At 69.3% G+C, this 25,584-nt stretch carries 19 protein-coding genes; 13 read left to right on the forward strand and 6 right to left on the reverse strand.

Annotation, left to right across the window (positions count from 1 at the left end):
* The first annotated feature begins 290 nt into the window (after positions 1–290).
* Positions 291–1,250: a DUF389 domain-containing protein gene (locus ABD235_RS13520; RefSeq protein WP_344178647.1), complete on the forward strand. Its 960-nt coding sequence runs from the start codon at positions 291–293 to the stop codon at positions 1,248–1,250.
* Between the two features lie 31 nt (positions 1,251–1,281).
* Here the strand turns inward: ABD235_RS13520 and ABD235_RS13525 are convergent, their stop codons facing one another.
* Both ABD235_RS13525 and ABD235_RS13530 read right to left on the reverse strand, forming a co-directional pair.
* The gene (locus tag ABD235_RS13525; protein WP_344173894.1) at positions 1,282–2,502 is read right to left on the reverse strand and encodes a serine hydrolase domain-containing protein; all 1,221 of its coding nucleotides are present in this window, start codon (positions 2,500–2,502) and stop codon (positions 1,282–1,284) included.
* A gap of 43 nt (positions 2,503–2,545) precedes the next feature.
* On the reverse strand, positions 2,546–3,208 hold the full coding sequence (locus tag ABD235_RS13530) for a DUF4097 family beta strand repeat-containing protein (RefSeq protein WP_344173897.1): 663 nt from the start codon (positions 3,206–3,208) through the stop codon (positions 2,546–2,548).
* A 431-nt stretch (positions 3,209–3,639) separates the two neighbouring features.
* Between ABD235_RS13530 and ABD235_RS13535 the strand changes: the two genes are divergently transcribed.
* Genes ABD235_RS13535 through ABD235_RS13545 form a run of 3 tightly spaced genes read left to right on the forward strand, consistent with a single transcriptional unit; the run spans position 3,640 to position 5,636 of the window.
* Positions 3,640–3,813 (forward strand): hypothetical protein, encoded by a 174-nt coding sequence (locus ABD235_RS13535; RefSeq protein ID WP_344173900.1) that lies wholly within the window; start codon positions 3,640–3,642, stop codon positions 3,811–3,813.
* Between the two features lie 3 nt (positions 3,814–3,816).
* On the forward strand, positions 3,817–4,962 hold the full coding sequence (locus ABD235_RS13540) for a sensor histidine kinase (protein WP_344173902.1): 1,146 nt from the start codon (positions 3,817–3,819) through the stop codon (positions 4,960–4,962).
* Positions 4,959–5,636 carry a response regulator gene (locus ABD235_RS13545; protein WP_344173904.1) on the forward strand — a complete coding sequence of 226 codons (678 nt, stop codon included), beginning with the start codon at positions 4,959–4,961 and terminating at the stop codon, positions 5,634–5,636. The genes ABD235_RS13540 and ABD235_RS13545 overlap by 4 nt, the downstream gene beginning before the upstream one ends.
* 53 nt (positions 5,637–5,689) lie before the next feature.
* On the opposite strand, the gene ABD235_RS13550 is transcribed toward ABD235_RS13545, so the two are convergent.
* From ABD235_RS13550 to ABD235_RS13560, 3 genes are read right to left on the reverse strand one after another with little or no spacing between them, the layout of a single operon-like run.
* A complete protein-coding gene (locus tag ABD235_RS13550) occupies positions 5,690–8,536 on the reverse strand; it encodes a TIM-barrel domain-containing protein (RefSeq protein ID WP_344173906.1) in 2,847 nt (948 codons plus the stop codon).
* Positions 8,533–11,859, reverse strand: a complete 3,327-nt coding sequence (locus tag ABD235_RS13555) for a TIM-barrel domain-containing protein (RefSeq protein WP_344173908.1) — start codon at positions 11,857–11,859, stop codon at positions 8,533–8,535. Before ABD235_RS13555 ends, ABD235_RS13550 begins: the two co-directional genes overlap by 4 nt.
* Positions 11,860–11,905: 46 nt before the next feature.
* Positions 11,906–13,114, reverse strand: a complete 1,209-nt coding sequence (locus ABD235_RS13560) for an ROK family transcriptional regulator (protein WP_344173910.1) — start codon at positions 13,112–13,114, stop codon at positions 11,906–11,908.
* A gap of 165 nt (positions 13,115–13,279) precedes the next feature.
* Between ABD235_RS13560 and ABD235_RS13565 the strand changes: the two genes are divergently transcribed.
* From ABD235_RS13565 to ABD235_RS13590, 6 genes are read left to right on the forward strand one after another with little or no spacing between them, the layout of a single operon-like run.
* Positions 13,280–14,491, forward strand: a complete 1,212-nt coding sequence (locus tag ABD235_RS13565) for an ROK family protein (RefSeq protein WP_344173912.1) — start codon at positions 13,280–13,282, stop codon at positions 14,489–14,491.
* Complete coding sequence (locus ABD235_RS13570) at positions 14,488–15,456, forward strand: carbohydrate ABC transporter permease (protein ID WP_344173914.1); 969 nt, start codon at positions 14,488–14,490, stop codon at positions 15,454–15,456. Before ABD235_RS13565 ends, ABD235_RS13570 begins: the two co-directional genes overlap by 4 nt.
* Positions 15,449–16,273, forward strand: coding sequence for a carbohydrate ABC transporter permease (locus tag ABD235_RS13575; protein WP_344173916.1), 825 nt, complete (start codon positions 15,449–15,451; stop codon positions 16,271–16,273). The genes ABD235_RS13570 and ABD235_RS13575 overlap by 8 nt, the downstream gene beginning before the upstream one ends.
* Positions 16,274–16,287: 14 nt before the next feature.
* Positions 16,288–17,538: an ABC transporter substrate-binding protein gene (locus tag ABD235_RS13580; RefSeq protein ID WP_344173919.1), complete on the forward strand. Its 1,251-nt coding sequence runs from the start codon at positions 16,288–16,290 to the stop codon at positions 17,536–17,538.
* Positions 17,539–17,546: 8 nt separating this feature from the next.
* Entirely contained in the window at positions 17,547–18,659 is a 1,113-nt protein-coding gene (locus ABD235_RS13585) for a glycoside hydrolase family 15 protein (RefSeq protein ID WP_344173921.1), read from the forward strand.
* Positions 18,659–20,824, forward strand: coding sequence for a glycoside hydrolase family 31 protein (locus tag ABD235_RS13590; RefSeq protein WP_344173923.1), 2,166 nt, complete (start codon positions 18,659–18,661; stop codon positions 20,822–20,824). Before ABD235_RS13585 ends, ABD235_RS13590 begins: the two co-directional genes overlap by 1 nt.
* Positions 20,825–20,840: 16 nt before the next feature.
* On the opposite strand, the gene ABD235_RS13595 is transcribed toward ABD235_RS13590, so the two are convergent.
* Positions 20,841–22,736, reverse strand: coding sequence for a beta-L-arabinofuranosidase domain-containing protein (locus ABD235_RS13595; protein WP_344173925.1), 1,896 nt, complete (start codon positions 22,734–22,736; stop codon positions 20,841–20,843).
* Positions 22,737–23,034: 298 nt separating this feature from the next.
* On the opposite strand from ABD235_RS13595, the gene ABD235_RS13600 reads away from it, so the two are divergent.
* The 3 genes from ABD235_RS13600 (at position 23,035) to ABD235_RS13610 (ending at position 25,583) form a co-directional block, all read left to right on the forward strand.
* On the forward strand, positions 23,035–24,006 hold the full coding sequence (locus tag ABD235_RS13600; RefSeq protein ID WP_344173927.1) for a ring-cleaving dioxygenase: 972 nt from the start codon (positions 23,035–23,037) through the stop codon (positions 24,004–24,006).
* On the forward strand, positions 24,003–24,632 hold the full coding sequence (locus ABD235_RS13605; RefSeq protein ID WP_344173930.1) for an alpha/beta hydrolase: 630 nt from the start codon (positions 24,003–24,005) through the stop codon (positions 24,630–24,632). The genes ABD235_RS13600 and ABD235_RS13605 overlap by 4 nt, the downstream gene beginning before the upstream one ends.
* Positions 24,633–24,719: 87 nt before the next feature.
* Positions 24,720–25,583 (forward strand): helix-turn-helix domain-containing protein, encoded by an 864-nt coding sequence (locus tag ABD235_RS13610; protein ID WP_344173932.1) that lies wholly within the window; start codon positions 24,720–24,722, stop codon positions 25,581–25,583.
* The last annotated feature ends 1 nt before the right edge of the window (position 25,584 follow it).

The raw sequence follows: 25,584 nt of genomic DNA on the forward strand, positions 1-25,584 counted from the left end.
GGCGAGCCAGACCGCAGCGAACGTGGCTACACAGACGGCGAGGAACACAACGTCCTTCATGACTTGCCCCACCCCTCGGCTAAAGAGCTCATGGGACCACTGCACACCGCTCGCTGCCCGATCAGGAGCCTTCTCGCACACCTCTCACGTCCGCGTAGTCACCTCTCACAGGACTCTCACAAGCCGGCGCCGGTCACCGCGGGGCGCGATCACCACGCCGCACCGCTGACCGACTGACTTGTTGGTGGTTTCACCGCTGTGACGCGAGGATCGGCCATCATGACGGGGTGATGCACCTCCGACTGATCCTTCCGCCCGACCGCACAGAGCTGATCGTGGACTCGCTGGTGGCCGACGACCGGACGACCAACATCGTCGTACTGCCGGCCGCCGCCAAGCGCCCGGCAGGGGACGTCGTGCACTGCGACGTCACCCGGGAAGCGACCTCCGACATCCTCGAGTGGCTCAAGGACCAAGGCATCTACGAGGACGGAGCCGTCGCTCTGTCCACCGTCGACGCAGCGCCGTCCCGCAATGCCAGGGAGACCGAGGAAGCAGCACCCGGAGCACCCGACGACGCGGTCGTCTGGGACGCCGTGGTCGACCAGGGGTACGCCGAGGCCCGCGGCTCCTGGGCCTTCTACGCGTTCTTGACCCTGGCAACTATGATCGCGGCGATCGCGGTCATCACCGACTCGTCCATCCTCGTGGTCGGCGCCATGGTCGTGGGCCCGGAGTTCGGCGTCGTCGCCGCCTTGGCGCTCGGCCTCGCCCTGGGGAGGATGAGGCTCACCTCGCAGGCCTTCCTTCTGCTGGCCAAGGGCTTCTTGCTGGCGATCGTCCTCACCACCCTGGCCGCTCTCCTGGCCCGGGCGGTCGGGTGGATCGACACAGGTGACGTCACCGCTGCCCGCCCGCTGACCGGCTTCATCTGGCGGCCCGACCGATGGTCGGCAGTCGTCGCCGTCCTGGCCGGCTGCGCCGGCGTACTGTCACAAACCGCGGGCCGCTCCAACGCCCTGGTCGGCGTCTTCATCTCCGTCACCACCGTCCCGGCCGCCGGCGACCTCGCCCTCTCGGTCGCCCTGTGGGCACCGCACCAGATCGGCGGGTCAGCAGCCCAACTCGGTATCAATCTCGCCGGAATGACGATGGCCGGAGTCGCGACCTTGATCCTCCAACGAATCCTGTGGCGGTGGCTGATCAACCGCAGGTCACCCTCAGCCCCGCCCGAACTCCCGATCGGCTGACCGACGACATCCGCGCCGACAAGGTCGAAGCTCAGTCGATCGCCTGGTACACCGTGGCCCAGAAGTCGTGCAGGAGTCGCGTCGAGTCCGGCGTGGACGCCCCGACCTGCGTGAGCAGCAGGCCGACGAGCTGGTTCTTCGGATCGGCGTACGACGACGTACCGCTGCCGCCGTCCCAGCCGAACTGGCCGACCGGCGCGTAGTCGCCGCGGTAGGTGCGCACGGCCATCCCGAAGCCCCAGCCACCGTGCTGTCCCTGCCCGTGCGAGATGTGCACGTTGTCGCGGCCCATCGCCTCCCGGGCCGCCAGCTGCTCGGCCGTCAGGCGGTTCGTCGTCATCAGCTCGACGGCGGGCCGGGACAGGATCCGGTCGGCTCCGTGCAGGCCGCCGTTCAGCAGCATCCGGAAGTAGGCGTGATAGTCGTCGACGGTCGAGTTCAGCCCACCGCCACCGCCCTGGAACGCCGGCGGCTTGCTGTGCCGACCGCCCTCGGCCTCGTCCCAGACGTGGAACTCACCGGTCTGCGGGTCGGGCGCGTACAGCGGAGGCAGCCGGTGCAGCTGCTCCGTCGGCACGTGGAACCCGGTGTCCTTCATCCCCAGCGGACCGAAGACGCGCTCGCGCAGGAACTCCTCGTACGACTGCCCCGACACCCTCGAGACGAGGACGCCGAGCAGGTCGCTGCTGATCTGGTACTGCCAGCGCTCCCCCGGCTGGTGCATCAGTGGAAGCGTGCCGAGCCGGCGCATCCACTCGTCCTGCTCGGGCATCGGCTCGGGCAGGTTCGGCGTGATGCCCTGCTCGAACACCGCGCCCATGATCGGCGTCCCGAGGACCGTCATGTCCATCCCCAGCCCGAAGGTCGACGTCAGCACGTCCCGGACGGTGATCGGCCGCTTGGCCGGTACGACGTCGTCGATCGGCCCGTCGATCCGCTGCAGCACCTTGCGGTCGGCGAGCTCGGGCAGCCACGGCTCGACCGGGTCGTCCAGCCGCAGCCGGCACTCGTCCAGCAGCACCATCGCCGCCGAGACCGCGACCGGCTTGGAGGTCGAGGCCATCCGGAAGATGGTGTCGCGCTGCATCGCGTCGCCGCCGTCGTGGCGCATCGTGCCGAGCGTTTCGACGTGGGTCTCGTCCCCGCGGCTGACCAGGGCGACGAGACCGGGGATCCGCCCGGACTCGATGTGACGGTTGAGCACGTCGTGCAGCCTGCGGAGGCCCGTGGTGGTGAAGCCGGTGGTGGACATGGTGATTGTGCTCCTTGCTGTGGAGGGGACGGGGCGTGGGGCGTCAGAGGCTGCGGGCGACGATGTCGCCGTGCGAGGTGATCGCCTGGATCGCCAGATCCGCAGTGCCGTCGTTCTTGAGCGAGTTGTCGACCCGGCCGAGCGTCGTACCGGCGTCCAGCGAGGCCGACACCCCGTGCGCCGCGGTGATCGACACGTCGCCGGACTGCGTGCGCAGTACGACGGCACCGCCGTGAGCCTCGGCGATCCGGATGTCGCCCTTGCTGGTGGTGATCTCGGCCGGCCCGTTGAGACGGTTGACCGAGACGTCGCCGGCGAGCGCGGTCAGGCGGACACTCGCGGCCTCGTCGACCTCGATCGTCCCGTACGCGCCGTCGAAGACGACCTCGCCGAAACGTCCCACGGCCTGGAACTCGGCAGCCGCCGCCTTCCCCTCGATCGAGGAGCCCGCGGGCAGCTGAACGGTCACGTCGATCGAGCCGGAGGTGCGGAAGTACTGGTTCTTCGCCGAGGCCTCGATCCGCAGCACACCGTCGGCGTACTCGACCGTGGTCTGCTCCGCGACCTTCAGGTCACGGCTCTTCGAGGCGTCCGCCGGCCGCACCTGGACGACGGTGTCGGCCCGCTCGCCGGCGACGAACCGGACACGACCGGCCGGAATGTCGAGTACGGCGGAGATCGCGGCGGCGGTGGGGAAGGTGTGCATGGTGTTCTCCTGAACGTTTCGTCCGAGCGCCACCGCTGGTGGCGACGCATCCGGTCACGAGAACCACGATCGCCCGCCGTACTGACACCACCCGGCCAGCCCGCTGACGCGGTCCTGACACCGTGAGCAGGCTGCGCTGGATGGCCGCAGGGTGCAGTAGTTGTCGACCACGGGAGTAGTGCGGATTGTCCACCGTGGGCGGACGAACGAGCTGACCTGCTGGGCCAGTGTTTGAGGTCCGAAGACAGGGGGTTCTCGTGTTCACGTTGCCAGCAGGGCGGCGGGGTACGTGGGGTGTGGTCGCGGTCTGGGTGCTGTTGCCGCCACCCGGCGGGCGGTGCGGGCCACCGCGCCGGTGATCGCGTCGGCCGGACTGGTGCTGGCGGCAACCTTCGGGGTGCTGCCGTTCGTGCCGATGGTGGAGATGGGGGGTGGTGGTCGCCGTCGGGGTTCTGCTGCAGACTCTGCTGGTAGCGCCTGCGTTGCCGGCGCCGATGATGGTGGGTCTGCGCCGATGGATCTGGTGGCCGAGCCGCTCGGTGGACAAGGCACAACCGGCAACAGTCCCGGACGAGTCGGTGCTGGTCGGCGAGGAACGGAGCTGAACGATGGGGACGGTGGTCTTGGTGGGAGCGAGGCGGTACGGGATCGGCAGGGCCGACCTGCTGCTGACCGCTGCGCTGCTGCTCCTGCCGGTGGCCGCCGTCCTCTTCCTGCCGCGGCAGTGGCTCGACGACAGGCAGCTCGACGCTCTCGGGTTCACCCTGCTCGTTCTGGCGACCCTGCCGGTTCTCGTCAGGCGCCGCTACCCGATCCAGGGGCTGCTCTTCTGTGTGGCCGTCCAGATGGTCTACCACGCCTTGAACTACACGCACGACGTCATGCTGCCGGTGGCGGTCGTCCTCATCTACACCCTCTCCCTGACCACCTCCCGCATCTCGACGCTGGCACTGGTCGGCATCAGCATCGCCGGAGTCCTGGTGAGCGCGAGCGTCCCTCAGGACGAGTCGGTCGGCGCGGAAGTGATCAGCCCGCTCGGCTGGTTCGCGGTCGCCGCGGTCGGCGGGCAGGCGATGCGTCTGCACCGCGCGCTGCTCGCGGAGACGAGCGAGCGCCGGGTTGCCGAGGAGCGGCTGCGGATCGCGCGCGACCTGCACGACGTCCTGGCCCACCACATCGTCGTGATCAACTCCCATGCCGGCGTGGCCGCTCATCTGCTCGACGAGCGCACCGACGATCCGTCCCTCGCACCGGTCTCGCAGTCGCTGCACACAGTGGCGGACGCGAGCAGCGGAGTACTGGCCGAGCTGAGAACTACCCTGGACGTCCTCCGCGGCCACGAGGTCGACGTGGATCGGCACCCGACGCCGGACCTCGCCGGCCTGGCCCGGCTCGCAGCGGTCACGACGGCGGTCGGCGTACAGGTCGAGCTGCGCATCAGCGGCACCAGCCGGCCGCTGCCGGCCGCCGTCGAGATCACCCTCTACCGGATCGCGCAGGAGGCCCTGACCAACGTGGTGAAGCACGCGCACGCTCGACAGGCACTGGTGCAGCTCGAGTACGACGACGAGGAGGTTCGGCTCGAGGTCACCGATGACGGCCTGGGCAGCTCCGACGGCGGCAGCACAGCCGGCTACGGCATCGCGGGGATGAACGAGCGGGCGCAGTCCGTCGGTGGTCAGCTGGTCACCGGCGACGGCCGGTACGGCGGGTTCCGGGTGGCGGCGACCGTACCCACTCCGGGAGCGCGATGATCAGGGTGGTGCTGGCCGACGACCAGGAGCTGGTGCGCAGCGCCTTCGCGATGCTCGTCCGCTCGGCACCGGACATGGACGTCGTCGGGGAAGCCGCCGACGGCGACCAGGCCGTCGAGCTGGTCCGGTCGACCCGGGCCGACGTCGTCGTGATGGACATCCGGATGCCGGGGACGGACGGGATCACCGCCACCGGCAGGATCGCGGCCGACGAGGATCTGAGCGGCGTACGGGTGCTGATCCTGACCACGTTCGAGAGCGACCACAACGTCGTGGCCGCGTTGCGGGCGGGAGCGAGCGGATTCCTGGTCAAGGACACCAAACCCGCGCACCTGCTGGCCGCCATCCGCACCGTGGCCGCCGGCGAGGCACTGTTGTCACCCGGCGCGACCCAGGCCCTGATCGAAAGAGTGCTGAGGCAACCCGATCCGGCCGGCCCGGCGCCCGGCGTACTGGCCGCGCTGACCAGGCGGGAGCGCGAGGTCCTGACGCTGATCGGCCGCGGCCTGAGCAACGGCGAACTCGCCGAACAACTGGTGATCAGCCCATTGACCGCGAAGACCTACGTGAGCCGGTTGCTGACCAAGCTGGACGCCCGCGACCGGGCTCAACTCGTGATCGCCGCCTACGAGTCCGGCCTGGTCCGGGCCTCCGGCCAAGGAGAGTCCTCTTAGGGGTGCGGACTGCGGCACTCGCCGTGTCACAGTCCGCACCAGTGGTCGTCAGGTCAGAAGCCGCCGGTCGTGGTGCCGCCGCTGCCTGTGGCGGGAGTGACGAAGGTGATGTTCGGGTCAGGTCCCCACTGGTCGGCGGAGGCTGGGTAGTTGGCCTCTTGGCGCTTGACGCACTTCCACTCGATCGTCGTGTTCGGCGGAAGGTTGCTGATCGTGCCGGTCCAGGTCGGGTAACTCGTCGGTGAGAGCTTCACCGCACTGGCCACCGACCAGGAGCCGAGCTGCGGCGCGCTGCCAACGGCGTACACGGACTGGCCTGTGGTGGTCGTGCCGTTGGTGCAGCTGAACGTCTTGGACACCACCGCCTGGCCGAGCGTGAAGACGAACGACTTGGCCGTGCTCGTCGCCACCGAGGCGGACTTCGCGACGACCAGGTTGCCGCCGGCGTTGTACCAGCCACTGGAGGCTGCGTCGAATGCCGCCTTGGTGGCGTGCTGGGTCAGCGCGGCCCCGTTCAGCGTCACACCTGAGGCCTGGGTGTCGGCCACCAGCTCGATCACGTTCTGCCTCGACGACGGCGCTCCGGTGTAGGTGCCGGACGACGCCGCCACCCCGACCGTCGCCGTACTGCCCGATCTCACCTGGGTCAGGTCGGTCGTCCGCTTCGCGCCGGTCTGGTAGCCGATGGTCGCGCCGTCGTCCTCGGCGAGCGTGAACGAGGACGCGGTGGTGTCGGCGTACACCCGCGCGACGAGCTCGTTGCGGGTTGTCCCGTCGGCCCGCTTGCCCAGCACGTTCATCGTCTGGTCGTCGACGACCATCTTCGGGATGATCGCGCCGGCCCGGGCGTAGGCGGGCAGCTGGAACTTGCCGTTGCGCCACAACGGCACGTCGGCCAGGGTCTGGCCGGTGCTTACCGTCTTGGTGTTGGTGTAGTAGTCGAACCAGGTCCCGGCCGGCAGGTAGACGTCCCGCTTGCGCTGGTTCGCTCCGGCCACCACGCCGACCAGCAGGTCCTTGCCGATCAGCTTCTCGTGGCCCATCTCCCGCACGGTGGGATCGTTCTGGTACTGGTAGACCAGCGGCGGGACCAGGGGTTCACCGGTGGTGTGCGCCCGGTGCGCCAGCGAGTAGTAGTACGGCGTGAGCTCGTAGCGCTGCCGCAGGTTCGCCAGGTTGCTCGGTACGTCGCCGATCGAGTCCGGCGAGGTCTCCGCGCAGTTGCACAGGTTCTCGGTGTGCGGCCGGATCGGTACGTCGAACCACGACGAGTTCGCGAACCACTGGGTGTACAGCTCGTTCAGGTCGGTGTTCAGCATCTCCCGGCGGAAGCCGCCGATGTCGGAGCCGAAGTAGTCGATGCCGGACATCGACATCTGCATCTGCACGTTCTGCTGCGACGCGAGCGCGGTCAGCTTCGACCCGATGTCCCCGGACCACATCGCGGCGCCGGTGCGCTGGATTCCGCCGGCAGCGGACCGAGCCAGCATGAACGGCCGCTGCTGAACCGCGTTGTCGGTATAGCCCTTGGCGATCCCGCGGGCCCACTCCAGGTTGTAGAGGTTGTGGTAGTCGGAGTGCGCGTGCTTGCCCGGCAGCAGCCCGGCGGTCCAGTCGCCCGCGTCGTACATCTCGGGCTCCCCGAGGTCGAGCCAGTGACCCATCACCCCCGCGTCGACCAGCGGCTGCCGCTGCCCGTTGTGCCACTGGGCACTCGCGGCCGGCTGGGTCCAGTCGATCATCCCGCCGCGGCCCCACCAGTCGTTCCCGGTCAGGTACGCCGGGCTGCAGCTCGAGCAGCCCGCCCGGATCAGGTAGCCGGCCGTCGCCATGCTCGAGTGCTCGGGCAGGTTCTTGCCGACGTACGACTCCTCGATCGTCATCACGCCGACGCCGTTGGTGTTCTTGTACGCCGCCAGCTTGGTCGCCGGGTTGGGGAAGTTGACCGGGTCCCAGTCCAGCGTGCCCATCCGGGTGTTGTCCGAGCCCGCGGTGACCCCGCCGAACCAGTTCACGTCCAGCATCACGCCGTCGGTCGGGAACTTGTTCGCCCGCAGGCCGTTCAGCGTGGTGTCGATCTCGGACCAGTTGTCGTAGCCGTACTCCGACATCCACAGGCCGAACGCCTTCTTCGGCGGCACCGGCGGCCGGCCGGTCAGCTCCAGGTAGTCCTTGCGCAGGTCGGGCAGGTCGGGGCCCGACATCACGTACCAGCGAAGCTGGTCGCCGAAGGTGTCCATCGTCCACGGATCGCCGGTCAGGTCCCACTGCTGCTTGTAGACCTGGTCGACGAACATCCCGTAGTTGGTGGTGTTCGCGCCGACCGCGAACAGCACCGGGATCTGCGCGTTGCCGACGGGACCGTTGTCGGCGTCGTACAGCATCGCGTTGCCGTAGGTGCCGCCGGTGCGCTGCCGGCCGACCCAGTCGCCGTCGGCGCTGCCGCCCGTGAAGAACTGCTCGCCGAGCCCGTACGCGTTCTGCATGGACGACTTGGTGAAGCTCAGCCCCTTCCAGGCCTGGCTGAGATTGCGCGGGCAGGTGGTGTTGAGCAGCAGCTGTGGGGAGCGGGTGGTGTCGTAGACCGTCGCGCACAAGGTGCTCGTGTTGACATCCACCTTGATCCCCGGCGTCGTCAGTACGCCGCCCGCCTGGGTCAGGCTGGTCGGGCCGGGATAGTCGGTCTTGGCGATCTGCGTCGTGGTGAAGATCGGAGAGCCCGTCCCCGGACCGGATCCCGCGCCCATCTCGAAGTGCACGAGATCGTTGTCCAGGAACTCGACCACCAGATAGTTGCCCCCGGCAGTGAACTGGACCCGCTGCACCGCGGCCTGAGCCGTGGCGGTCGGCAACACCACGAGCAACGGCAGCAGCAGGACGAACGCCATCAGCCGCTTCATGGCCGGGCCACCGAGACGTTGTCGAGGTTGATTCCCCCGGATCCGTACACGACCTTGACCATCCGTTGACCGGCGGTCAGGTTGGTTGTCAGCGTCGCGGTTCCCCACGTGTCCCAGTTGCCGGTACTCGGCAGGTTGACCGAGCCGACACTGACACCGTCGACCTGGATCGTCCGCGTCGCGGCGGTGGCCGCGCCGTTGGCGTACCGCAGCTTGATCACGTGGCTGCCGGTGACACTCGCGCTCGTGTCGACCTGGACCGCGTCACCGGCCGTCTCGAACCCGTCGACGAAGCCGGTCCCGGTGTAGCCGGGGTGGTCGGTGTTGGTCGTCGTACCGGTGTTGCTGCCGAACTCGGCCTCGTACGCCGCCTTGTCGACGCCGTTCAGGACGACGCTACGTGCCGCCGCGCTCGACGCGGTCTTGACCAGCGTGAGCTGCTGGACCGGGTCCCAGTACCAGCCCTCGGCGGCCGCCTGCAGAGCGGCGAGGGTGGCGTGCGCGGTCATCGTCGACCCGTCCTTCGTGACCGACGTCGGCTTGCTGGAGGCCACCTGCAGGGTGCTCTTCGTGGCCAGCGGCGGCACGCTGACCGTGACCTGGTGGGCGGCGAAGTTCTCGGTCGAGGTGAACGTGCGGGTCTGGTTCGCCGAGTCCTCGAAGTAGCCGTAGCTCGTCGTACCGGACGGGTACACGCGGAAGGCGAGGTTGGTGTAGGTGTCGACGCTGTTGCCGATGGTGCCGCCCAGTTCGTAGTTCGCGTTCAGGTTGAGCGGGACGATCGCGCCGGCCTTGGCGTAGACGGGAATCGTGCCGGTGTCGGCGTTGTAGACCTTGGTCCCGGCGCCCTGCGCGCGGCCGCCGTTCCAGAAGTCGTACCACTCGCCGGCGGGCAGGTAGACGCTCTTGCTGGTCGCGCCCTGGGTGGTGATCGGTGCCACCAGCAACTGCCGCCCGAACATGTACTGCTGGTCCTGCGCGGCCGCGGTGGTGTCGGACGGGTACGCCACGCTCATCGCCTGCATCATCGGCAGCCCGGTGGTGGAGGCGTTCTTCGCCTCGGTGTAGAGGTACGGGATCAGGTTCATCCGGGTGTTGGCGAACTTGCGGAACTTCGGGACCACCGTGGTGTCCCCCGACCTGGCCTGCACGTTCCACGGCGTCCGGGCCTCGGAGACGCCCGGGTTCGCCTTCTCCGAGTGGTACTGCATGATCGGCGAGAAGGTCGCCTGCGCCGCGGAGCGCAGGTAGAGCTCACTGCTCGGGAACGTGCCGGTGAAGCCGGCCAGGTCCCAGGACCAGAACGGGACGCCGGACTGCCCGGCGCTCTGGCCCGCGCGGACCGCCTGCTGGAAGGCGTCGAAGGTCGAGGCCTGGTCGCCGGCCCAGAAGATCGAGTTCGCCTGCGCCCCCGCGGTGCCGCCACGGCTGAACAGCACGCCCTGCGAACCCGTCTTGGTCTGGACGAAGTCCTTGTACGCGCGGGTGTACTCGTTCGGGTAGGCGTTGTGCAGTTCGTCGCCCTTGCGGCCGCTCGCGCTGGTCACGTTCCGGCCGAACACCGCCTCGCTGCCGTCGGTCTTGAAGCCGTCGATGCCGACGTCGTCGAACAGGTAGGCGCGCTTGCTCATCCACCAGTTGGTCGCGGCGGTGCTGGTGAAGTCCGGCACGGTGCTGTTGCCGAACCACTGGCCGGACGGGATCCGGTACGGGCCACCGGCGCCGTCACCGAGGACGTAGCCCTGCGCCACGGCGTAGTCGCGGTCGTTGACGTGCTGCTGCGGCGCTGTCGGTGGATTGCTGTCGAAGTCCTGTTTCAGCACCGGGATCTGCCAGAGCACCACCTTGATGTTCTGGTTGTGCGCCGCGGTCACCATCGCCTTCGGATTGCTCCAGGCGGTGCCCGCGGGGAAGGTCAGATCGCTGTACGCGAGCGCCTGGCTGCCCGGCTTCGGCGTGTACGTCGCGCCGTGCCACAGGTAGAAGGTCGCCTCGTCGGCCCACTGCTCCAGCACCATCGCGCTGTGCGGGATGTTGTTCGCGGTGACGTTGGCCAGCTCGGTGTTCACCTCGGACTGGGTGTTCCACTCGTTGGCCGACATCCACAGCCCGAACGACCACTTCGGCGGCAGCTTCGGCCGGGCGGTGGTGGCCGTGTACTGGTCCAGGATCTGCGCCCGGGTGCCGGTGAAGAAGTGGTAGTCGACGGTGGAGTTGAGCGCGCCGCCGGTGTCGACGGTGAACCCGGCCATGTCGCTGAGATGGGTGCCGAAGTTGAACACCGAGTACCGCGTGCTGGGCACGTAGATGCCGTAGCCGGCCGAGTTGGTGAAGAACGGGACGCTGAGATAGGTCCGGCCGGTCGGCCCCTGGTCCTGGTACTGGTTGTAGACGTAGTTGTGCACGTCCTTGCCGCGCTGGTTCAGCGCGTCGTACCGCTCGCCGAGGCCCTCGAAGCGTTCGGTCGCCGGGGACAGCCAGTGGTCCTCGACCTTCGTCACCGTCGTACTGCCGTCGCTGGCCCAGCCGGTGTTGCGGAAGGTGGCGGGGTCGTACTGACGGGCGATCAGCGTGGTGCCGTCGCCCTTGTAGACCGCGACCCGGTACGGCGTCTTCTGGATCTTCAGCACCACGTTGCTGGTGGCGATCTGCAGCGTGGTCGCGCTGTTGGTGACCGTGTACGCCGACGAGCCGCTGATGTTCAGGCCGCCGCCGGTCGGCGCGACCTGGACGTGGAACCGGTCGGTCGCGGGGAACGCGAACCGCACCTTCGGCACGAAGCTGCCGGCGGTGTCACCGGTGGTCACGTCGACGCTGGTGCCGTTGTCGACGTACCCCGAGACGTTCCCGGTCCCGGAGAAGCTGGTGACCGCGAACGAGAACGGCCCGGTGGTCTTCTGGTTGGCCCCGTCCACGTCGGCGTTCACCGTGTAGGTGATCTTGTCGCCACGGGCAAAGGTGCCCAGGGCAACCTTCCAGTAGGTGTTGTTGCCGCTGTTGTGGTCGAAGGCGGCGCCGACCGGCGTCTGGTTCACGCCGTTCTTGGTCCAGGTGATCCAGACCGTCTGGCCGGGTGAGATCGGCCAGGTGGTGGCCTTCACCTCGACGGCCTGGCCGGCCATCGGGTCGCGCGGCGCGCGCTCGGTCGCGGTGGTGTTGTATAGCTCGTCGGCGCCGTACGGCGCGTGGAAGACGCCGGTCAGCGTCCCGGCGAACGCCGGCGACGGGGTGAACTGGAAGACCACCGCGGCGAGCACCAGGATCGCCGCGACGGCTCGTCGGCGCAGCAGGGCGGGTTGTCGGGGCGTGACGGCATGACTCATCTACGGCCTCACTTCGTCTGCCCGGCACGGGCCGGGGCGAGTGGTGTCAGCTGGCGGATCGAGTGGTCAGGGAAGGACGGTCTGCTTCGTCCGGGCGGAGATTGGGCTGGAAGAGCTCGCCGAGGAACAGTCCGGCGGCGCCGCGCGCCCACGCTTCGTCGTCCCAGTCGTCGACGACGACCTCCAGGTCCTGCTGGAGTCCGTCGAACACGGCCTGGCGCAAGGCGTCGTCGAAACCGGGCAGCAGCAGTTCCCCCGCCCGGGTTCCCTCTCCGGCGAGAACGATCAGCTTCGGGTTGAGCACGTTCACGAGGTTGCCGACGGCCGTCCCGAGGGTCCGGCCGACTTGGTCGAAGACGGCCCGGGCGGCTTCGTCGCCGCCGCGGGCCAGCTGCATGGCCTGCTCGATCGAGGTGGTGCGGGTGGCGGCGAGCACGGCGGGCTCACCGATGAAGGTCTCCAGGCAGCCGCGCGCGCCACACGCACACAGCGGCCCGTCCGCCGCGACCTTGGTGTGGCCGAACTCCCCCGCGCCGCCCCCGGCGCCGCGGTACAGCCGGCCGTCCAGCACCATGCCGAGTCCGACACCGCGGCCGATGCTGACCACGGCGACGTCGGACACCTCGCGGCCGGCGCCGAACCACTGCTCGTTCGCGACCAGCGTGTTGACGTCGTTGTCGACCACGACCGGCAGTCCGGTGCGCTTCTCCAGCAGGCCGGCCAGGTCGACGTCGTGCCAGTCGGAGTACGTCGAGTGCCGGACCACCCCGCTGGCCCGGTCGATCACCCCGGCCAGTCCGACTCCCACGCCGTACACGGGACCGATGCCGGCGGTCAGCTTCTTCGCCACCGCCGCCATCGTCCGTACGACGGTGCCGACGTCGTCGTGGCTCACCGCCCTGGTGGCCCGCTCGACGATGCCCGCACTGAGGTCGGTGAGCACGGCGATCACGCGCGTCTCGGTGAGCTTGATCCCGACCACGTAACCGGCCTCGGGCCGGAGCCCGAGCAGCACGGGCCGGCGGCCGCCGCCGGAGGACGCGGTCTCCCGCTCCTCCACCACGCCCGCGCCGATCAGGTCGCCGACGATCTCGGAGACCGTCGGCAGGCTGAGGCCGGTCCGCTTGGCCAGCTCCGTCCGCGACACCAGCCCGCCCCTGAGCTCCCCCAGCACCAGGGACGCGTTGATCTCGCGGATCAGCTCCTTGTTCCCGGCCCGAACCGGCTGCACCCGCCCACCCCTTACTAAGGTCACCGAAGGAAGTCTCCGGAAGCTAACCCCGGGATCAGGCCCGGGTCAACAGCTCGGCACCGCATCGAGCGCTTGAACTCCATCGACGGCGTGGCTCTTGACAGCGTCACCGGGCCGGGCTTAGTTTCTCACTAAATTTAGTGCCGAACTAAGTCGAGAGGACGCCGCGTGGTCAACGCCCAAGGTCCGATTCCCCGCGGTGACCTGGTCCCGTCGGGAGTGGTCGGGCTGCTCGGCACCAAGGGTCCGACGTCGCGGGCGGAGATCGCCCGGGCGCTCGGACTCAGCCCGGCGACCGTCACGCAGGTGACCAAGGACCTGATCGCCCGGGGGCTGGTCCAGGAGCTCGACTCCGTACCGTCGACCGGTGGCCGGCCGGCCCGCCTGCTCGGACTGGTCACCGACGCGGGCGTCGCGCTCGGCGCCAAGGTGACCGCCGACCACGTGGCCGTGGTGACCGTCGAGCTGGACGGCACCGTGCGGTCGTCGGCCGAGCACGAGTACGACCCGGCCGCCGGTGACGCGATCACCCGGCTCGGTCAGATCCTGGCCAAGGAGATCGCCGCGCTCGACGACCGCCTGCTCGGGGTCGGTGTCGGTGTCCCGGGATCGGTGGACTCCCAGGCCTCCGGCATCGTCGACGCGCCGACGCTGGGCTGGCGGTCCGCGGCGGTCGGGGCCACCTTGCGCGCGGCGCTGGACACCCCGGTCCTGGTCGACAACGACGTGAACACGCTGGCCGCCGCCGAGCGGCTCTACGGCATCGGCCGCGACCACTCGGCGTACCTGGTGGTCACCATCGGCCGCGGCATCGGCTGCGGGATCGTCGTGGACGGCGGCATCTACCGTGGCGCCAACGGCGGCGCCGGGGAGATCGGGCACATCCCGGTCTGGAGTGACGGCGGCGGCGAGCTGCCGCCCTGCACCTGCGGCTCGACAGGTTGCCTGGAGGCCTACATCGGGGCCGCTGGCATCGTCCGCGCCGCTCGGGCCCGGAAGGCGGTCGGCCCGCGCGGCACGGTCGCCACGCTGCTCCGGGCCGCCGCAGGTGGCGATCCGGTCGCACTGCAGGTCTTCGAAGCGGCCGGTGCGATGCTCGGACGAGCGCTCGCCGGTGTGATCCACACGGTCGACCCCGAGGTGGTCGTGCTGATGGGTGAGGGGGTGGACGGATGGGAGTTCTGGCAGACCGGGTTCGAGCCGTCGTTCCGGCGATCGTTGCTGCCGGCCCGCAAAGACGTGCCGGTCGTGGTGGAACCGTGGACAGAGGACCAGTGGGCCCGCGGGGCCGCGTCGCTGGTGCTGACGTCGCCGTTCGACTCGGCCGGCAACGGCGGCGAGCAGAGCCGCCTGGTCCGGGCCCGGATGGAGACCCGGTGAACGGCGTGAAGGTCGCGGCGAACGCACCCGCGACGGACGGCGTCGCCCCGGTCCGGGACCTCCCGGCCAGGCCACCGCGAGCGAGCCGCCGGCCAGGTCAGTGGAAACGCCTCGGCTGGGTGCTGTTCTTCCTGCTGCCCAGCGCGATCCCGCTGTTCGTCTTCACGCTGATCCCCATGGTGTCCTCGCTCTGGGTCAGCCTGCACAAGTGGAACCTGATCTCCCCGATGGAGTGGGTCGGCCTCGGCAACTACGCCAACCTGCTGAGCGACGAGATGACCCGGCGGGTCTTCCTGCACACGCTGATCTACGTCGCCGGCTACCTGCCGCTGGTGTACGTCGGCGGTCTGGCCCTGGCGCTCGCGCTGAACCAGAAGCTGAAAGGCCGCTCGTTCCTGCGGGCGACGTACTTCCTGCCGGTGGTGACGAGTTGGGTGGTGGTCGCGCTGGTCTGGAAGTGGCTGCTCAATCCGACCAACGGCCTGGTCAACCAGGTGCTCGGCGCGATCGGCCTGCCCGAGCCGGGCTGGTGGACCGACCCGCAGTGGGCGCTGCCCGCGGTGATCCTGTCGTCGGCCTGGAAGGACCTCGGCTTCGTGATGGTGATCCTGCTGGCCGGCCTGCAGGCGATCCCCAGCGACCTGTACGAGGCGGCGAAGGTCGACGGCTCGAGCGCCTGGCAGCGCTTCTGGCGGGTCACCCTTCCGCTGCTGTCCCCGTCGACCTTCTTCGTGGTGGTGATCTCCCTGATCAACGGCTTCCAGGTCTTCGACCAGGTCTACGTGATGACCGCCGGCGGCCCGGCCGGGTCCAGCCAGGTGGTGGTCGGGCAGATCTACGACCTGACCTTCCGCTACGGGCGGGCCGGCGAGGCGTCGGCCCTGTCCTGGATCCTGTTCGCGGTCATCCTGGTGATCACCGTGGTGCAGATCCGCGGCCAGAAGCGGTGGGTGCACTATGCGTGACACCCGCTCGTGGCCGGCCAAGCTCGCCCTGTACGCCGCCGTCCTGGCCGGCGCGGCGATCATGCTGTTCCCGTTCCTGTGGACGGTGATCACCTCGATCACCCCGGAGGGCTCGCTGGCCGACGGCCCGAAGCTCGTCGTCGACGATCCCACCCTGAACGCCTACCGCACGCTGCTGGACGCGATCCCGATGTGGCGGATCATGCTGAACTCGCTCGGCATCGCGATCGCCTCCACCCTGCTGCAACTGGTCACCGGCGCGATGGCGGCGTACGGGTTCGCCCGGTTGCACTTCCCGTTGAAGAACGTCGTGTTCGGGTTCTACCTGGCCACGCTGATGGTGCCGCTGCAGGTGCTGGTCGTGCCGCTGTTCATCGAGATGAAGACGCTGAACCTGCAGGACACCTACTTCGCCCTGCTCGCCCCGACGATCGCTTCGGCGTTCGGGGTGTTCCTGCTCCGGCAGGCGGTCACCGCCGTACCGCTGGAGCTGGACGAGGCGGCCACCATCGACGGCGCGGGACACCTGCGCATCTTCACCACCATCGTGCTGCCGCTGATCCGGCCGGCGCTGGCGACCGTCGCGGTGTTCGCGTTCATGGGCAGCTGGAACAGCTTCCTGTGGCCGCTGGTGGTGATCAGGTCACCGGAGTTCATGACGCTCCCGCTCGGCCTGTCCACCCTGCAGGGCCAGTTCACCACCCAGTGGGACGTCGTGATGGCGGGCTCGGTCGTCTCGATCGTGCCGATCGCGATCGTCTACCTGCTCGCGCAGCGCCACATCATCGCCGGTGTCGCACACACCGGCATCAAGTGAGGGGAACCGGAATCATGCGTCTACTCAAGTTCGGGGCGCTCGGCCTGACCGCCGCGCTCGCGCTGACGGCCTGCGGGCAGGGCTCAGCCACCAAGGAAGCGGCGGCGCCGGAAGGCAAGTCGGTCGTCCGCTACATGAACTTCTCGTCCAACGACGGTCACGAGAAGGACCTGACGGCGATCGTCAACGCCTTCCAGACCGCGAACCCGAACATCACCGTGCAGGTCGAGACGGTGCCGTACGCGGACTACTTCACCAAGCTGCAGACCTCGGTGGCCGGCGGCACCGCGGCCGACGCGTTCGAGCTGAACTACGAGAACTTCGTCACCTACGCCAAGAACGGCTCGCTGGGCGAGCTGAAGGACGTCGACGGCTCGGTCTACAAGAAGTCCCTGTACGACGCGTTCAATGCCGATGGCAAGCAGTACGGCGTACCGGAGTCGTTCTCGAACGTCGTGCTGTTCTACAACAAGGCGCTGTTCAAGAAGGCCGGGGTGGCCGAGCCGACCGCGGACTGGACCTGGAAGGACGAGCAGGCCGCGGCCGCGAAGCTGACCGACAAGGGCGCGAAGGTCTGGGGCGACTACCAGCCGGTCTCGTACAACGAGTTCTACAAGGTGCTGGCGCAGAACGGCGGCGAGTTCCTGAACGCCGACCGGACCGAGGCGACCTTCAACTCCCCGGCCGGCGTCGAGGCGGCCAAGTTCCTGATCGACAAGGTCGGCAAGACGATGCCGACCGAGGCCGACGGCGCCGGGACGCCGGACTTCGACTCCAAGCTGTTCAAGTCCGGCAAGCTCGCGATGTGGCACACCGGGATCTGGATGTTCTCCGCGATGGCCGACGCGCCGTTCGAGTGGGACGTCGTGGTCGAGCCGGGCAGCACCAAGAAGGCCTCGGCGATGTTCGTCAACGGCCTGGTCGTGTCGGCGGCGTCCAAGAACGCCGAGGCCGCGCAGAAGTGGATCACCTTCCTGGCCTCGTCCGACGAGACCACCAAGACCCGGCTCGCCACCTCGTGGGAGCTGCCGCCGGTCGCCGACGAGGCCAAGCTCGCGCCGTACCTGGAGCAGAAGAAGCCGGCCAACCGCAAGGCCGTCTTCACCGCGCTCGAGGACACCGTGCTGCCGCCGGTGATCGAGCGCCAGCAGGAGATGCAGGACCTGGTCACCCAGGAACTGACCTCCGCCGCGGCCGGCCGCAAGCCGGTCGAGAAGGCGCTCGCCGACGCCCAGACCAAGGTCAACGGCCTGCTGAAGAAGTGAAGGACGCGATGATCCCCACCTCCGCCCCCGAGACCACCGCCGCGCTGCGCGAGCTCGCCCGGCACAGCCACGCCGTGATCACCGAGCACCAGGACCCGGGCGGAGCCTATCCCGCCGCGCCGACGTTCTCGGCGTACCGGGGGTACGCGTGGCTGCGGGACGGCTCGTTCACCGCCGAGGGAATCTCCCGGTACGGCGACGTCGCCTCGGCCGGACGGTTCCACGACTGGGTGGACGGCGTACTGGGCCGTCGTCGCGAGCAGGTCGACAGCCTGCGCGCGGCGACCGCCCGGGGTGAGACGCCGCCGAACGAGGCGATGCTGCCGACCCGGTTCACGTTCGACGGCGCGGACGGTTCGGACCCGTGGTGGGACTTCCAGACCGACGGGTACGGCCTGTGGCTGTGGTCCGTCGTCACCCATGCCGCACGGCACGGGGTGTCGCTGGACCGGTGGCGGGCGGGGATCGACGTCGCGGTGGACTACCTGGTCACCTTCTGGGACCGTCCGTGCTACGACTGGTGGGAGGAGCACGTCGAGCACCGGCACGTGTCGACGCTCGGCGCGATCTACGGCGGACTGGTGGCCATCGCGCCGTACACGTCGGTCCCGGTCCTGGAAGTTGCCGAGCGCATCCGCGCGCTGGTCGAGGCCGAGGGTGTCCAGGACGGCCACCTGACGAAGTGGCTGGGCAGCTCGGCGGTCGACGGGTCGTTGCCCTCGTGCGTCGTCCCGTTCGGGCTGGTGACACCGGACTCGCCGACGGCCGCCGCGACGCTGGCCAAGGTCGCTCGTGACCTGGACGTCGACGGCGGAGTCCACCGCTTCACCGCGGACGTGTTCTACGGCGGCGGCCAGTGGATACTGCTGTCGGCTCTGCTTGGCTGGAACCTGGCCGCGGCCGGCGACACCGCCGGCGCCTGGCGGCACCTGCGCTGGATCGCCGACCAGGTGACGGCCGACGGCGATCTTCCCGAACAGGTCGACCACCACCTGCTCCACCCCGACTCCCGGGCCGAGTGGATCGCCCGCTGGGGGTCCGTGGCCAGCCCGCTGCTCTGGTCGCACGGCATGTACCTGATCCTCGCCGACGAACTCGGCATCACCGCAAAGGACGCCTGATGCTCACGCACCGGCCGTACGGCATCGAGCACCCCTATGCCGCCTCCCCTGACCAGCGCGTCCCCGTTCTCCCGCTGACCGGTGAACCCGTCCGGCTCGGGGTCGTCGCCCCCGGCGTCGATCGGGTGGTGTGCGAGTGGGGTTCGCTGGAGCTCCCGATGGAGCGAGGCTCCGCGGCGGCCGCGGACGCTGCCGCACTGGCCGGCGGCGAAGGACACCTGAGCGAGGCGCAGGCCAGGTCGCTCGGCGCCGACGGGGCCTGGTCGGTGGTTACCCCACCGGTGACCGAGCCGGTCAAGTACCGGTTCCACGCGGGGACCGAGACCACCGAGTGGTTCGAGGTCTCGCCGGCCGCGTGGGTGTCGTCCGGTGGCGAGATTCGGGGAGGTGACGGGCGGGTGCAAGACGTCGAGTGGCTGACGTCGGCGGAGGGAGTGCACCGGGCCCGGTTCTCCTTCGCGCTCGGGCCGGACGATCACCTGGTCGGGTTCGGCGAGCGGTACGACGTACTCGATCAGCGGGGGCGGTCGCTGGACGCCGTCGTGTTCGAGCAGTACAAGTCGCAGGGGGTGCACGGGCGGACGTACCTGCCGATGCCGTTCGCCCACGTGGTGGACGCATCTGGTCGTGGGTGGGGATTCCATGTGCGGACTTCCCGGCGTACGTGGTACTCGTCGGACGACCGCTCGCTGACGGTGGAAGTTGCCCTGGGCGACGAACCGGTGGTTGACCTGGGCATCTACGAAGGCTCCGCAATCGAAGTCCTGAAGGCCTTCCTGGACGAGGTCGGCCGGGCCGAGGAGCTGCCCTCGTGGGTCTTCCGGTTGTGGGCCTCGGGCAACGAGTGGAACACCCAGGAGCTGGTGACGGCGCGGATGGACGCGCACCGCGACCTGGCGATCCCGGTCGGCGCCGTGGTGATCGAGGCCTGGAGCGACGAGGAGGGCATCACCATCTGGCGCGACGCCCGCTACGCGGTGACGGCCGACGGCAGCGCGCACTCGGCGGACGACTTCAGCTACCCGGCGGACGGCGCGTGGCCGGACCCGAAGGCGATGATCGACGACCTGCACGCCCGCGGGATCAAGGTGATCCTGTGGCAGATTCCGCTGCAGAAGACCGAGTTCGACACCGGTCAGGTGGCGGCCGACGCCGCGGCGATGGTGCGGGACGGGCACGCCGTACTGGAGGCTGACGGTACGGCGTACCACAACCGCGGCTGGTGGTTCCCGAAGGCGCTGATGCCCGACCTGTCGGTACAGCGGACCCGCGACTGGTGGACGGACAAACGGCGCTACCTCGTCGAGGACCTGGACGTGGACGGCTTCAAGACCGACGGGGGCGAGCACGCCTGGGGCCACGACCTCGTCTACGCCGACGGCAAACTCGGTGATGAGGGCAACAACCTGTACCCGGTGCACTACGCCCGGACCTTCGGCGACCTGCTCCGCTCGGCCGGCAAGGCGCCGGTCACCTTCTCCCGCTCGGGCTTCACCGGCTCGCAGGCGCACGGCATCTACTGGGCCGGCGACGAGGACTCCACCTGGGAGGCGTTCCGGTCCTCGGTGACCGCGGGCCTGACGGCCGCCTCGTGCGGAATCGTCTACTGGGGCTGGGACCTGGCCGGGTTCTCCGGCCCGGTGCCGGACGCCGAGCTCTACCTCCGCGCGACCGCGGCCTCGACGTTCATGCCGATCATGCAGTACCACTCCGAGTTCAACCACCACCAGCTCCCGCTCCGCGACCGCACGCCGTGGCACGTCGCGGAGACCACCGGCGACGACCGCGTGGTCCCGCTCTTCCGCGAGTACGCCGAACTGCGCGAGCGCCTGGTCCCCTACCTGACCGAGCAGGCCGCCCGAACCATCGCCACCGACCGCCCACTGATGCGCCCCCTCTTCTTCGACCACGCCGACGACCCCGAGGTGTGGAACCACCCGCACCAGTACCTGCTCGGCGACGACCTGCTGATCAACCCGGTCCTGGAGCCCGGCGCAACCAGCTGGACGACCTACCTCCCCGCCGGCCAGTGGATCGACGCCTGGACAGGCGCCGCGACCGGCCCCGGCAGCGTCACCCGAGAGGTCCCCCTCGACGTCGTACCGGTCTACGCCCGAGCCACCGGTTGGCACCACCTCGAGCCGATCTTCCACAGGAAGGCGTAGCCGGACGGGCGGTCAGCTAAGCCGGACTGCCTTGCGGTGGCTTGCGTGGCGATTGCAGGGGGAAGTAGACGGTGTAGGGCTCGTCACGGATTTCGGCGAGCGGAACGAATCGGATGTTGGAGGGCTGACCGACAGTCCGGTAAGTCCCCGCCCGCCACCAACTGTGGTGCCGTTCCTGGTCGGCGGTGAGGAAGCTCGCCGGGTCGTCCGGTTCGCCGTACAGGATTGACTCTTGGCTCGTCAGACCGGCGAGGACCAACGGGCCGTCGAGCAATGCGACCGTGCCGGGCTGATCTGCCAGCGGCACCGTGCTCAGCCGTGACGGCAGGCTCAGCCGAATGCGCTGGTTGCTCCACACCTCTGAGGTGACGATCCATCCGTTGTCCACAGTGACCGGCACCGGCTCACCGTCGATCTCGAGCATCGGCGTCCCGGCTGCCCAGGACGGAACTCGAAGCCTGAGCTCGAACCGCGAGGGTCGATCGCAGCGAACGTCGACGACGTAGACGCGCTGGTCCGGTCGCCGCGGCGGTAGCGGCCGGGACAGCAGTTGCTGGATTCCGGCGGCACCGTGGGAGGTTTGTCGTTGCCCGAGGACGACCCCTTCGTCGGCGTCGGCGGTGATGGTGACCTGGACACGTCCGCCGAACAGATCGGGCCAAGTCGTCACCGAGTTCAGGTACTGGCTGACGGAGATCCCGGTGTCGTCGACGTACAGCGCGGCCTCGTCGACCGAGGCATGGGCCTGGAGCAACGTTCCGTGGCAGCACCAGAAGTCCTCGGTCGGCCGGCCCCACTGCTTGCGGCTTCCGGCGGCCAAAGGCAGGAAGTACGCCGGCATGCCGGAGTCCGGGTGCTGCTGGGCCCACATCCCGTTGACCAGGTTACGTTCCCAGTAGTCGGCGTACCGGTGATCGCCGGTCCAGCGGAACAAGACGGCGGCGAGTCGCATCATGTTGTGGACCAGGCAGTGCTCCTGCACCGCATGAAGACGCGCGGACTGTTCGCCCGGCGGCTGCCAGACCTCACCGCAGCTGCTACCGCCGGTGCAGTAGGTCCCGCGCGCCTCCACCGCGGCGTCCCAGAAGGCTTCGACGATGTCGCGCCAGCGCTGGACTCCAGTGACCTCCCACGCCCGCGCGGCGCCCAGGATCTCCGCGATCTGAGTGTTCGCATGCTTGTTGGTCAGCACGTCGACGCCGGCGAGCAGCGGCTCGAAGAACCGCGGCCGGTCGTACCGGTCGACGAGATCGGCGGCGCGCTGGTCGCCGGTGAACGCGAGCAGATCCGCCCAGACCTCGAGCATCCCACCCGTCTCCTGGTCGAGTACGTCGTCCAGCTGCTCGCGCGACAGCTTCCCACTCCAGTCGTGGAACCACCCGGCGAACGCCGAGACCACGCCGAGGGCCTCCTCGTTGCCGGCGACCCGGTACTGATCCAGCAGTCCCATCAGCGTCTTGTGGACGACGTAGTGCGGTGCCCACACGGGCTTGCCCGCCACCAGCCGTTCGAAGTACGCCGGTGGGATGGACGCAGCCCATCGACCGCCGTTGGCGCGCTGGCACGCAGCGAGTTCGGCGACGATCGACGACGCTCGAGCGGCCACCTCAGGGTCCTGGCGGCCGATCCGGGCTGCTGCGGACAGCCAGTGCCCGAGAATGTGGCCCCGCAGCTCGCAGGTGATCGATTCCCAGCCCCAGTGCCAGTCCTCCGGCCCGTCGACGGCTGCGGCGCCGACCGTCGTACCCCACGACCCGGAGTAGCTCCACAAGCCGGCCTCCGCACGGTACGGCCGCAGCAGGTTGTCGGCGCTGAGACTTCGCAGGTAGCGCGCATTCAGCCGCCAACGGTCCTTGGCCGGTCCGTCCGTCAGCTCCGTCCGCCCGCCCGCCCCAACGACCGTCCGCAGCACTGCTGTACTCCTCGTCAGTGATGGATCTGCCACAGCAGCGACTGCTCTCCATCGTCGCCATACATGGGATCTCTTGTCGTCTTCCCTGCGGATAAAGTATGAGCTTCCACCACACCAAGCGCTACCTCCCAGCATTCATGGGATTAATTCGAACGCGTGACTGGCTTCGGTGCGCCACTCGTCCGGTGCACCGTCTGGCACGATCCGCGCGGAGTCTGGCACCGCCCGCCCTGGCGCAGGCCATCCGTCGGCGCCTACCGTCGAACGATCACCGGTCCGGCGCTGAAGGGAGAGGCGGATGGCTGACGTAGCCCCCCACGGGCTTCACCACGTCACTGCGATCGCGGAGGATCCGCAGCGAAACGTCGACTTCTACACCACGGTGCTGGGGCTGCGCCTGGTCAAACGCACCGTCAACTTCGACGCGCCCGACAGTTACCACCTGTACTACGGCGACGATTCCGGGCGGCCGTCCACCCTGCTGACCTTCTTCCCGTGGCTGGGCGCGCCCAAGGGTCGGCAGGGCACCGGGCTGACCACGGCAACGGCTTTCAGCATCCCGCCGGAGTCGCTCGGCTGGTGGCAGTCGCGCCTGAAGGCCCTCGAGGTCTCGGCCGACGAGCCGGTCGCCCGCGGCGAGGAGGAGGTCCTGCGGCTGCGTGACCCCGACGGCCTGGTGATCGAGCTCGTCGCCTCCGACGGTGACTCCCGTTCCGGATGGGACGGCGTCGCCGCGATTCCGTCCGACCACGCGGTCCGGGGCCTGTTCTCGGTGACCATGACCGAGCAGCGGCTCGATCCCACGGCCGGCATGCTGGCCGGTCTGCTGGGCATGGAGCACGGGCACGACGCCTCCGAACGGAGCCGCTTCGTGATGTCCGGCACCCACGACGGCACGGCGGTCGACGTCCTCGCCAGTACGGGATCCCGGGGACTGCAGGCGGCCGGGACGGTGCACCACATCGCCTTCCGCGCGCCCGACCGCGAGACCCAGGCCCGGTGGCGGCTGGAGTTGATCGAGGCGGGAATCAACGTCACCGAGATCCTCGATCGGCAGTACTTCACCTCGATCTACTTCCGCGAGCCGGGCGGCGTACTGCTCGAGATCGCGACCGACCAGCCGGGGTTCACCGTCGACGAGCCGCTGCTCGAGCTGGGTCAGCACCTCAAGCTCCCGCCCTGGCTGGAGCCGAACCGCGAGCAGATCGAGGCCTCGCTGCCGGCCCTGCGCGTCCCGCCGGCACCGCGGCCGGAGGAATCCGGCGGATGACCGGCAACACACTCCAGCGACCGCACGTGTGGCACCCCGGACCAGGCGGTCCGCCGTTGCTGCTGCTGCACGGCACGGGCGGCGACGAGCACGACCTTCTCGGTCTGCGAGCCCACCTGGCGCCCGACGCCCCCGTGCTGTCGCCGCGGGGCACCGTGTCGGAGCACGGCATGTCCCGGTTCTTCCGCAGACTCCGCGAGGGCGTGTTCGACGAGGACGACCTGCGGCTCCGGGCCGACGAGCTGGCGGCGTTTCTCACCGCGGCCGAGGCCGAGTACGGCGTCGAGCCCGGCGCCTGGGTGGCCGTCGGATTCTCCAACGGCGCGAACATGGCGTCAGCCCTGCTGCTGCGCCATCCCGAGTCGATCGCCGGCGCGGTCCTGCTCGCCGCGATGGTGCCCTTCCAGGACGACGAGCCCGACGACCAGGCGCTGGCCGGTCAACCGGTGCTGATCGTCAACGGCACCAAGGACCCGATGGCCACTCCCGAACAGACCGCGAGGCTCGCCGATCAGCTGCGCCGACGGGCAGCGGACGTGTCGGTGCTGTCGTTCGACGGCGGCCACACGATCGACGCCGGTCAGTTGCCGCGCATCAGGGAGTTCGTGACCGCGCTCAGGTCCTAGACCCCGGTGGCATCCGTCGGCGTCGCGCCGGGTGCCGTCGCAGCGTCGGGTCACCGGTCCGCCGGCGGGCGCGGGCATCATGGGCGCATGCCCGTTCACGAAGGCTTCAGGAATCAGCGGATCGTCGTGGTGCCTCGGCCGTTGGTCACGGAAGCCTTGGGGCGGCCGGTCACTCGGCGGCTGGTGGTCACCGTGGCGGGGTACTTCCCGACGGCGGGTGGGCACCGGATGCAGCGGCCGCGCGGAATCGACGAGACCGTGGTGATCGTGTGCGCGGCGGGGACGGGGTGGGCGCGGGTCGGTGACACCACGCACCGGATCGGGTCGCAGTCGGCTTTGATCATTCCGCGAGGGGCACCGCACACGTACGGCGCGGACGAGGGCAGTCCGTGGACGATCTGGTGGTGCCATCTGCTGGGGACCGACGTCGCGGAACTCGTCGAGACGCTCGAGGTTTCGGTGGAGCGACCGATCGTGCCGATTCGGCGGGTGGAGAAGGCCGTGGCGCTGCTCGACGAGATCGTGTCCAGCCTCGAGCGGGACCAGTCGCCGCCTCGGCTGATCGGCACCGCCGGGGCGGCGTGGAAGCTGCTGACGCAGATCAACGTCGACCGGGTGATGCCCGAGGACGGTGATCCGCTGCAGCGGGCGATGAGCCATCTCGCCGAGCGACTGGACAGCAGCGTGCGCGTGCCCGAACTGGCGAAGCTGGTCGGCGTTTCGCCGTCGCACCTGAGCGCCCTGTTCCGCAAGGTCACCGGCGGCGGCGTACTGGCTTATCACCAGAGCCTCCGGATGGCCCGCGCCCGGCAACTGCTCGACGGCTCGCCGGCGACGGTCGCCAGCGTTGCCGACGAGCTGGGCTACACCGACCCGCTCTACTTCTCCCGCCAGTTCAGCCGGTTCCACGGGATGAGCCCGACCCAGTTCCGCAGGCGCGACGCGAGCTGAT

This window comes from Kribbella lupini, from assembly GCF_039529595.1.
In the GTDB taxonomy this organism is placed as follows: domain Bacteria; phylum Actinomycetota; class Actinomycetes; order Propionibacteriales; family Kribbellaceae; genus Kribbella; species Kribbella lupini.

Bases quoted from the DNA above. Each gene is read 5' to 3' on its own strand.
- ABD235_RS13520 (WP_344178647.1), top strand. From the start codon at position 291: ATGCACCTCCGACTGATCCTTCCGCCCGACCGCACAGAGCTGATCGTG.
- ABD235_RS13525 (WP_344173894.1), bottom strand. From the start codon at position 2,502: ATGTCCACCACCGGCTTCACCACCACGGGCCTCCGCAGGCTGCACGAC.
- ABD235_RS13530 (WP_344173897.1), bottom strand. From the start codon at position 3,208: ATGCACACCTTCCCCACCGCCGCCGCGATCTCCGCCGTACTCGACATT.
- ABD235_RS13540 (WP_344173902.1), top strand. From the start codon at position 3,817: ATGGGGACGGTGGTCTTGGTGGGAGCGAGGCGGTACGGGATCGGCAGG.
- ABD235_RS13545 (WP_344173904.1), top strand. From the start codon at position 4,959: ATGATCAGGGTGGTGCTGGCCGACGACCAGGAGCTGGTGCGCAGCGCC.
- ABD235_RS13550 (WP_344173906.1), bottom strand. From the start codon at position 8,536: ATGAAGCGGCTGATGGCGTTCGTCCTGCTGCTGCCGTTGCTCGTGGTG.
- ABD235_RS13555 (WP_344173908.1), bottom strand. From the start codon at position 11,859: ATGAGTCATGCCGTCACGCCCCGACAACCCGCCCTGCTGCGCCGACGA.
- ABD235_RS13575 (WP_344173916.1), top strand. From the start codon at position 15,449: ATGCGTGACACCCGCTCGTGGCCGGCCAAGCTCGCCCTGTACGCCGCC.
- ABD235_RS13580 (WP_344173919.1), top strand. From the start codon at position 16,288: ATGCGTCTACTCAAGTTCGGGGCGCTCGGCCTGACCGCCGCGCTCGCG.
- ABD235_RS13585 (WP_344173921.1), top strand. From the start codon at position 17,547: ATGATCCCCACCTCCGCCCCCGAGACCACCGCCGCGCTGCGCGAGCTC.
- ABD235_RS13590 (WP_344173923.1), top strand. From the start codon at position 18,659: ATGCTCACGCACCGGCCGTACGGCATCGAGCACCCCTATGCCGCCTCC.
- ABD235_RS13600 (WP_344173927.1), top strand. From the start codon at position 23,035: ATGGCTGACGTAGCCCCCCACGGGCTTCACCACGTCACTGCGATCGCG.
- ABD235_RS13605 (WP_344173930.1), top strand. From the start codon at position 24,003: ATGACCGGCAACACACTCCAGCGACCGCACGTGTGGCACCCCGGACCA.
- ABD235_RS13610 (WP_344173932.1), top strand. From the start codon at position 24,720: ATGCCCGTTCACGAAGGCTTCAGGAATCAGCGGATCGTCGTGGTGCCT.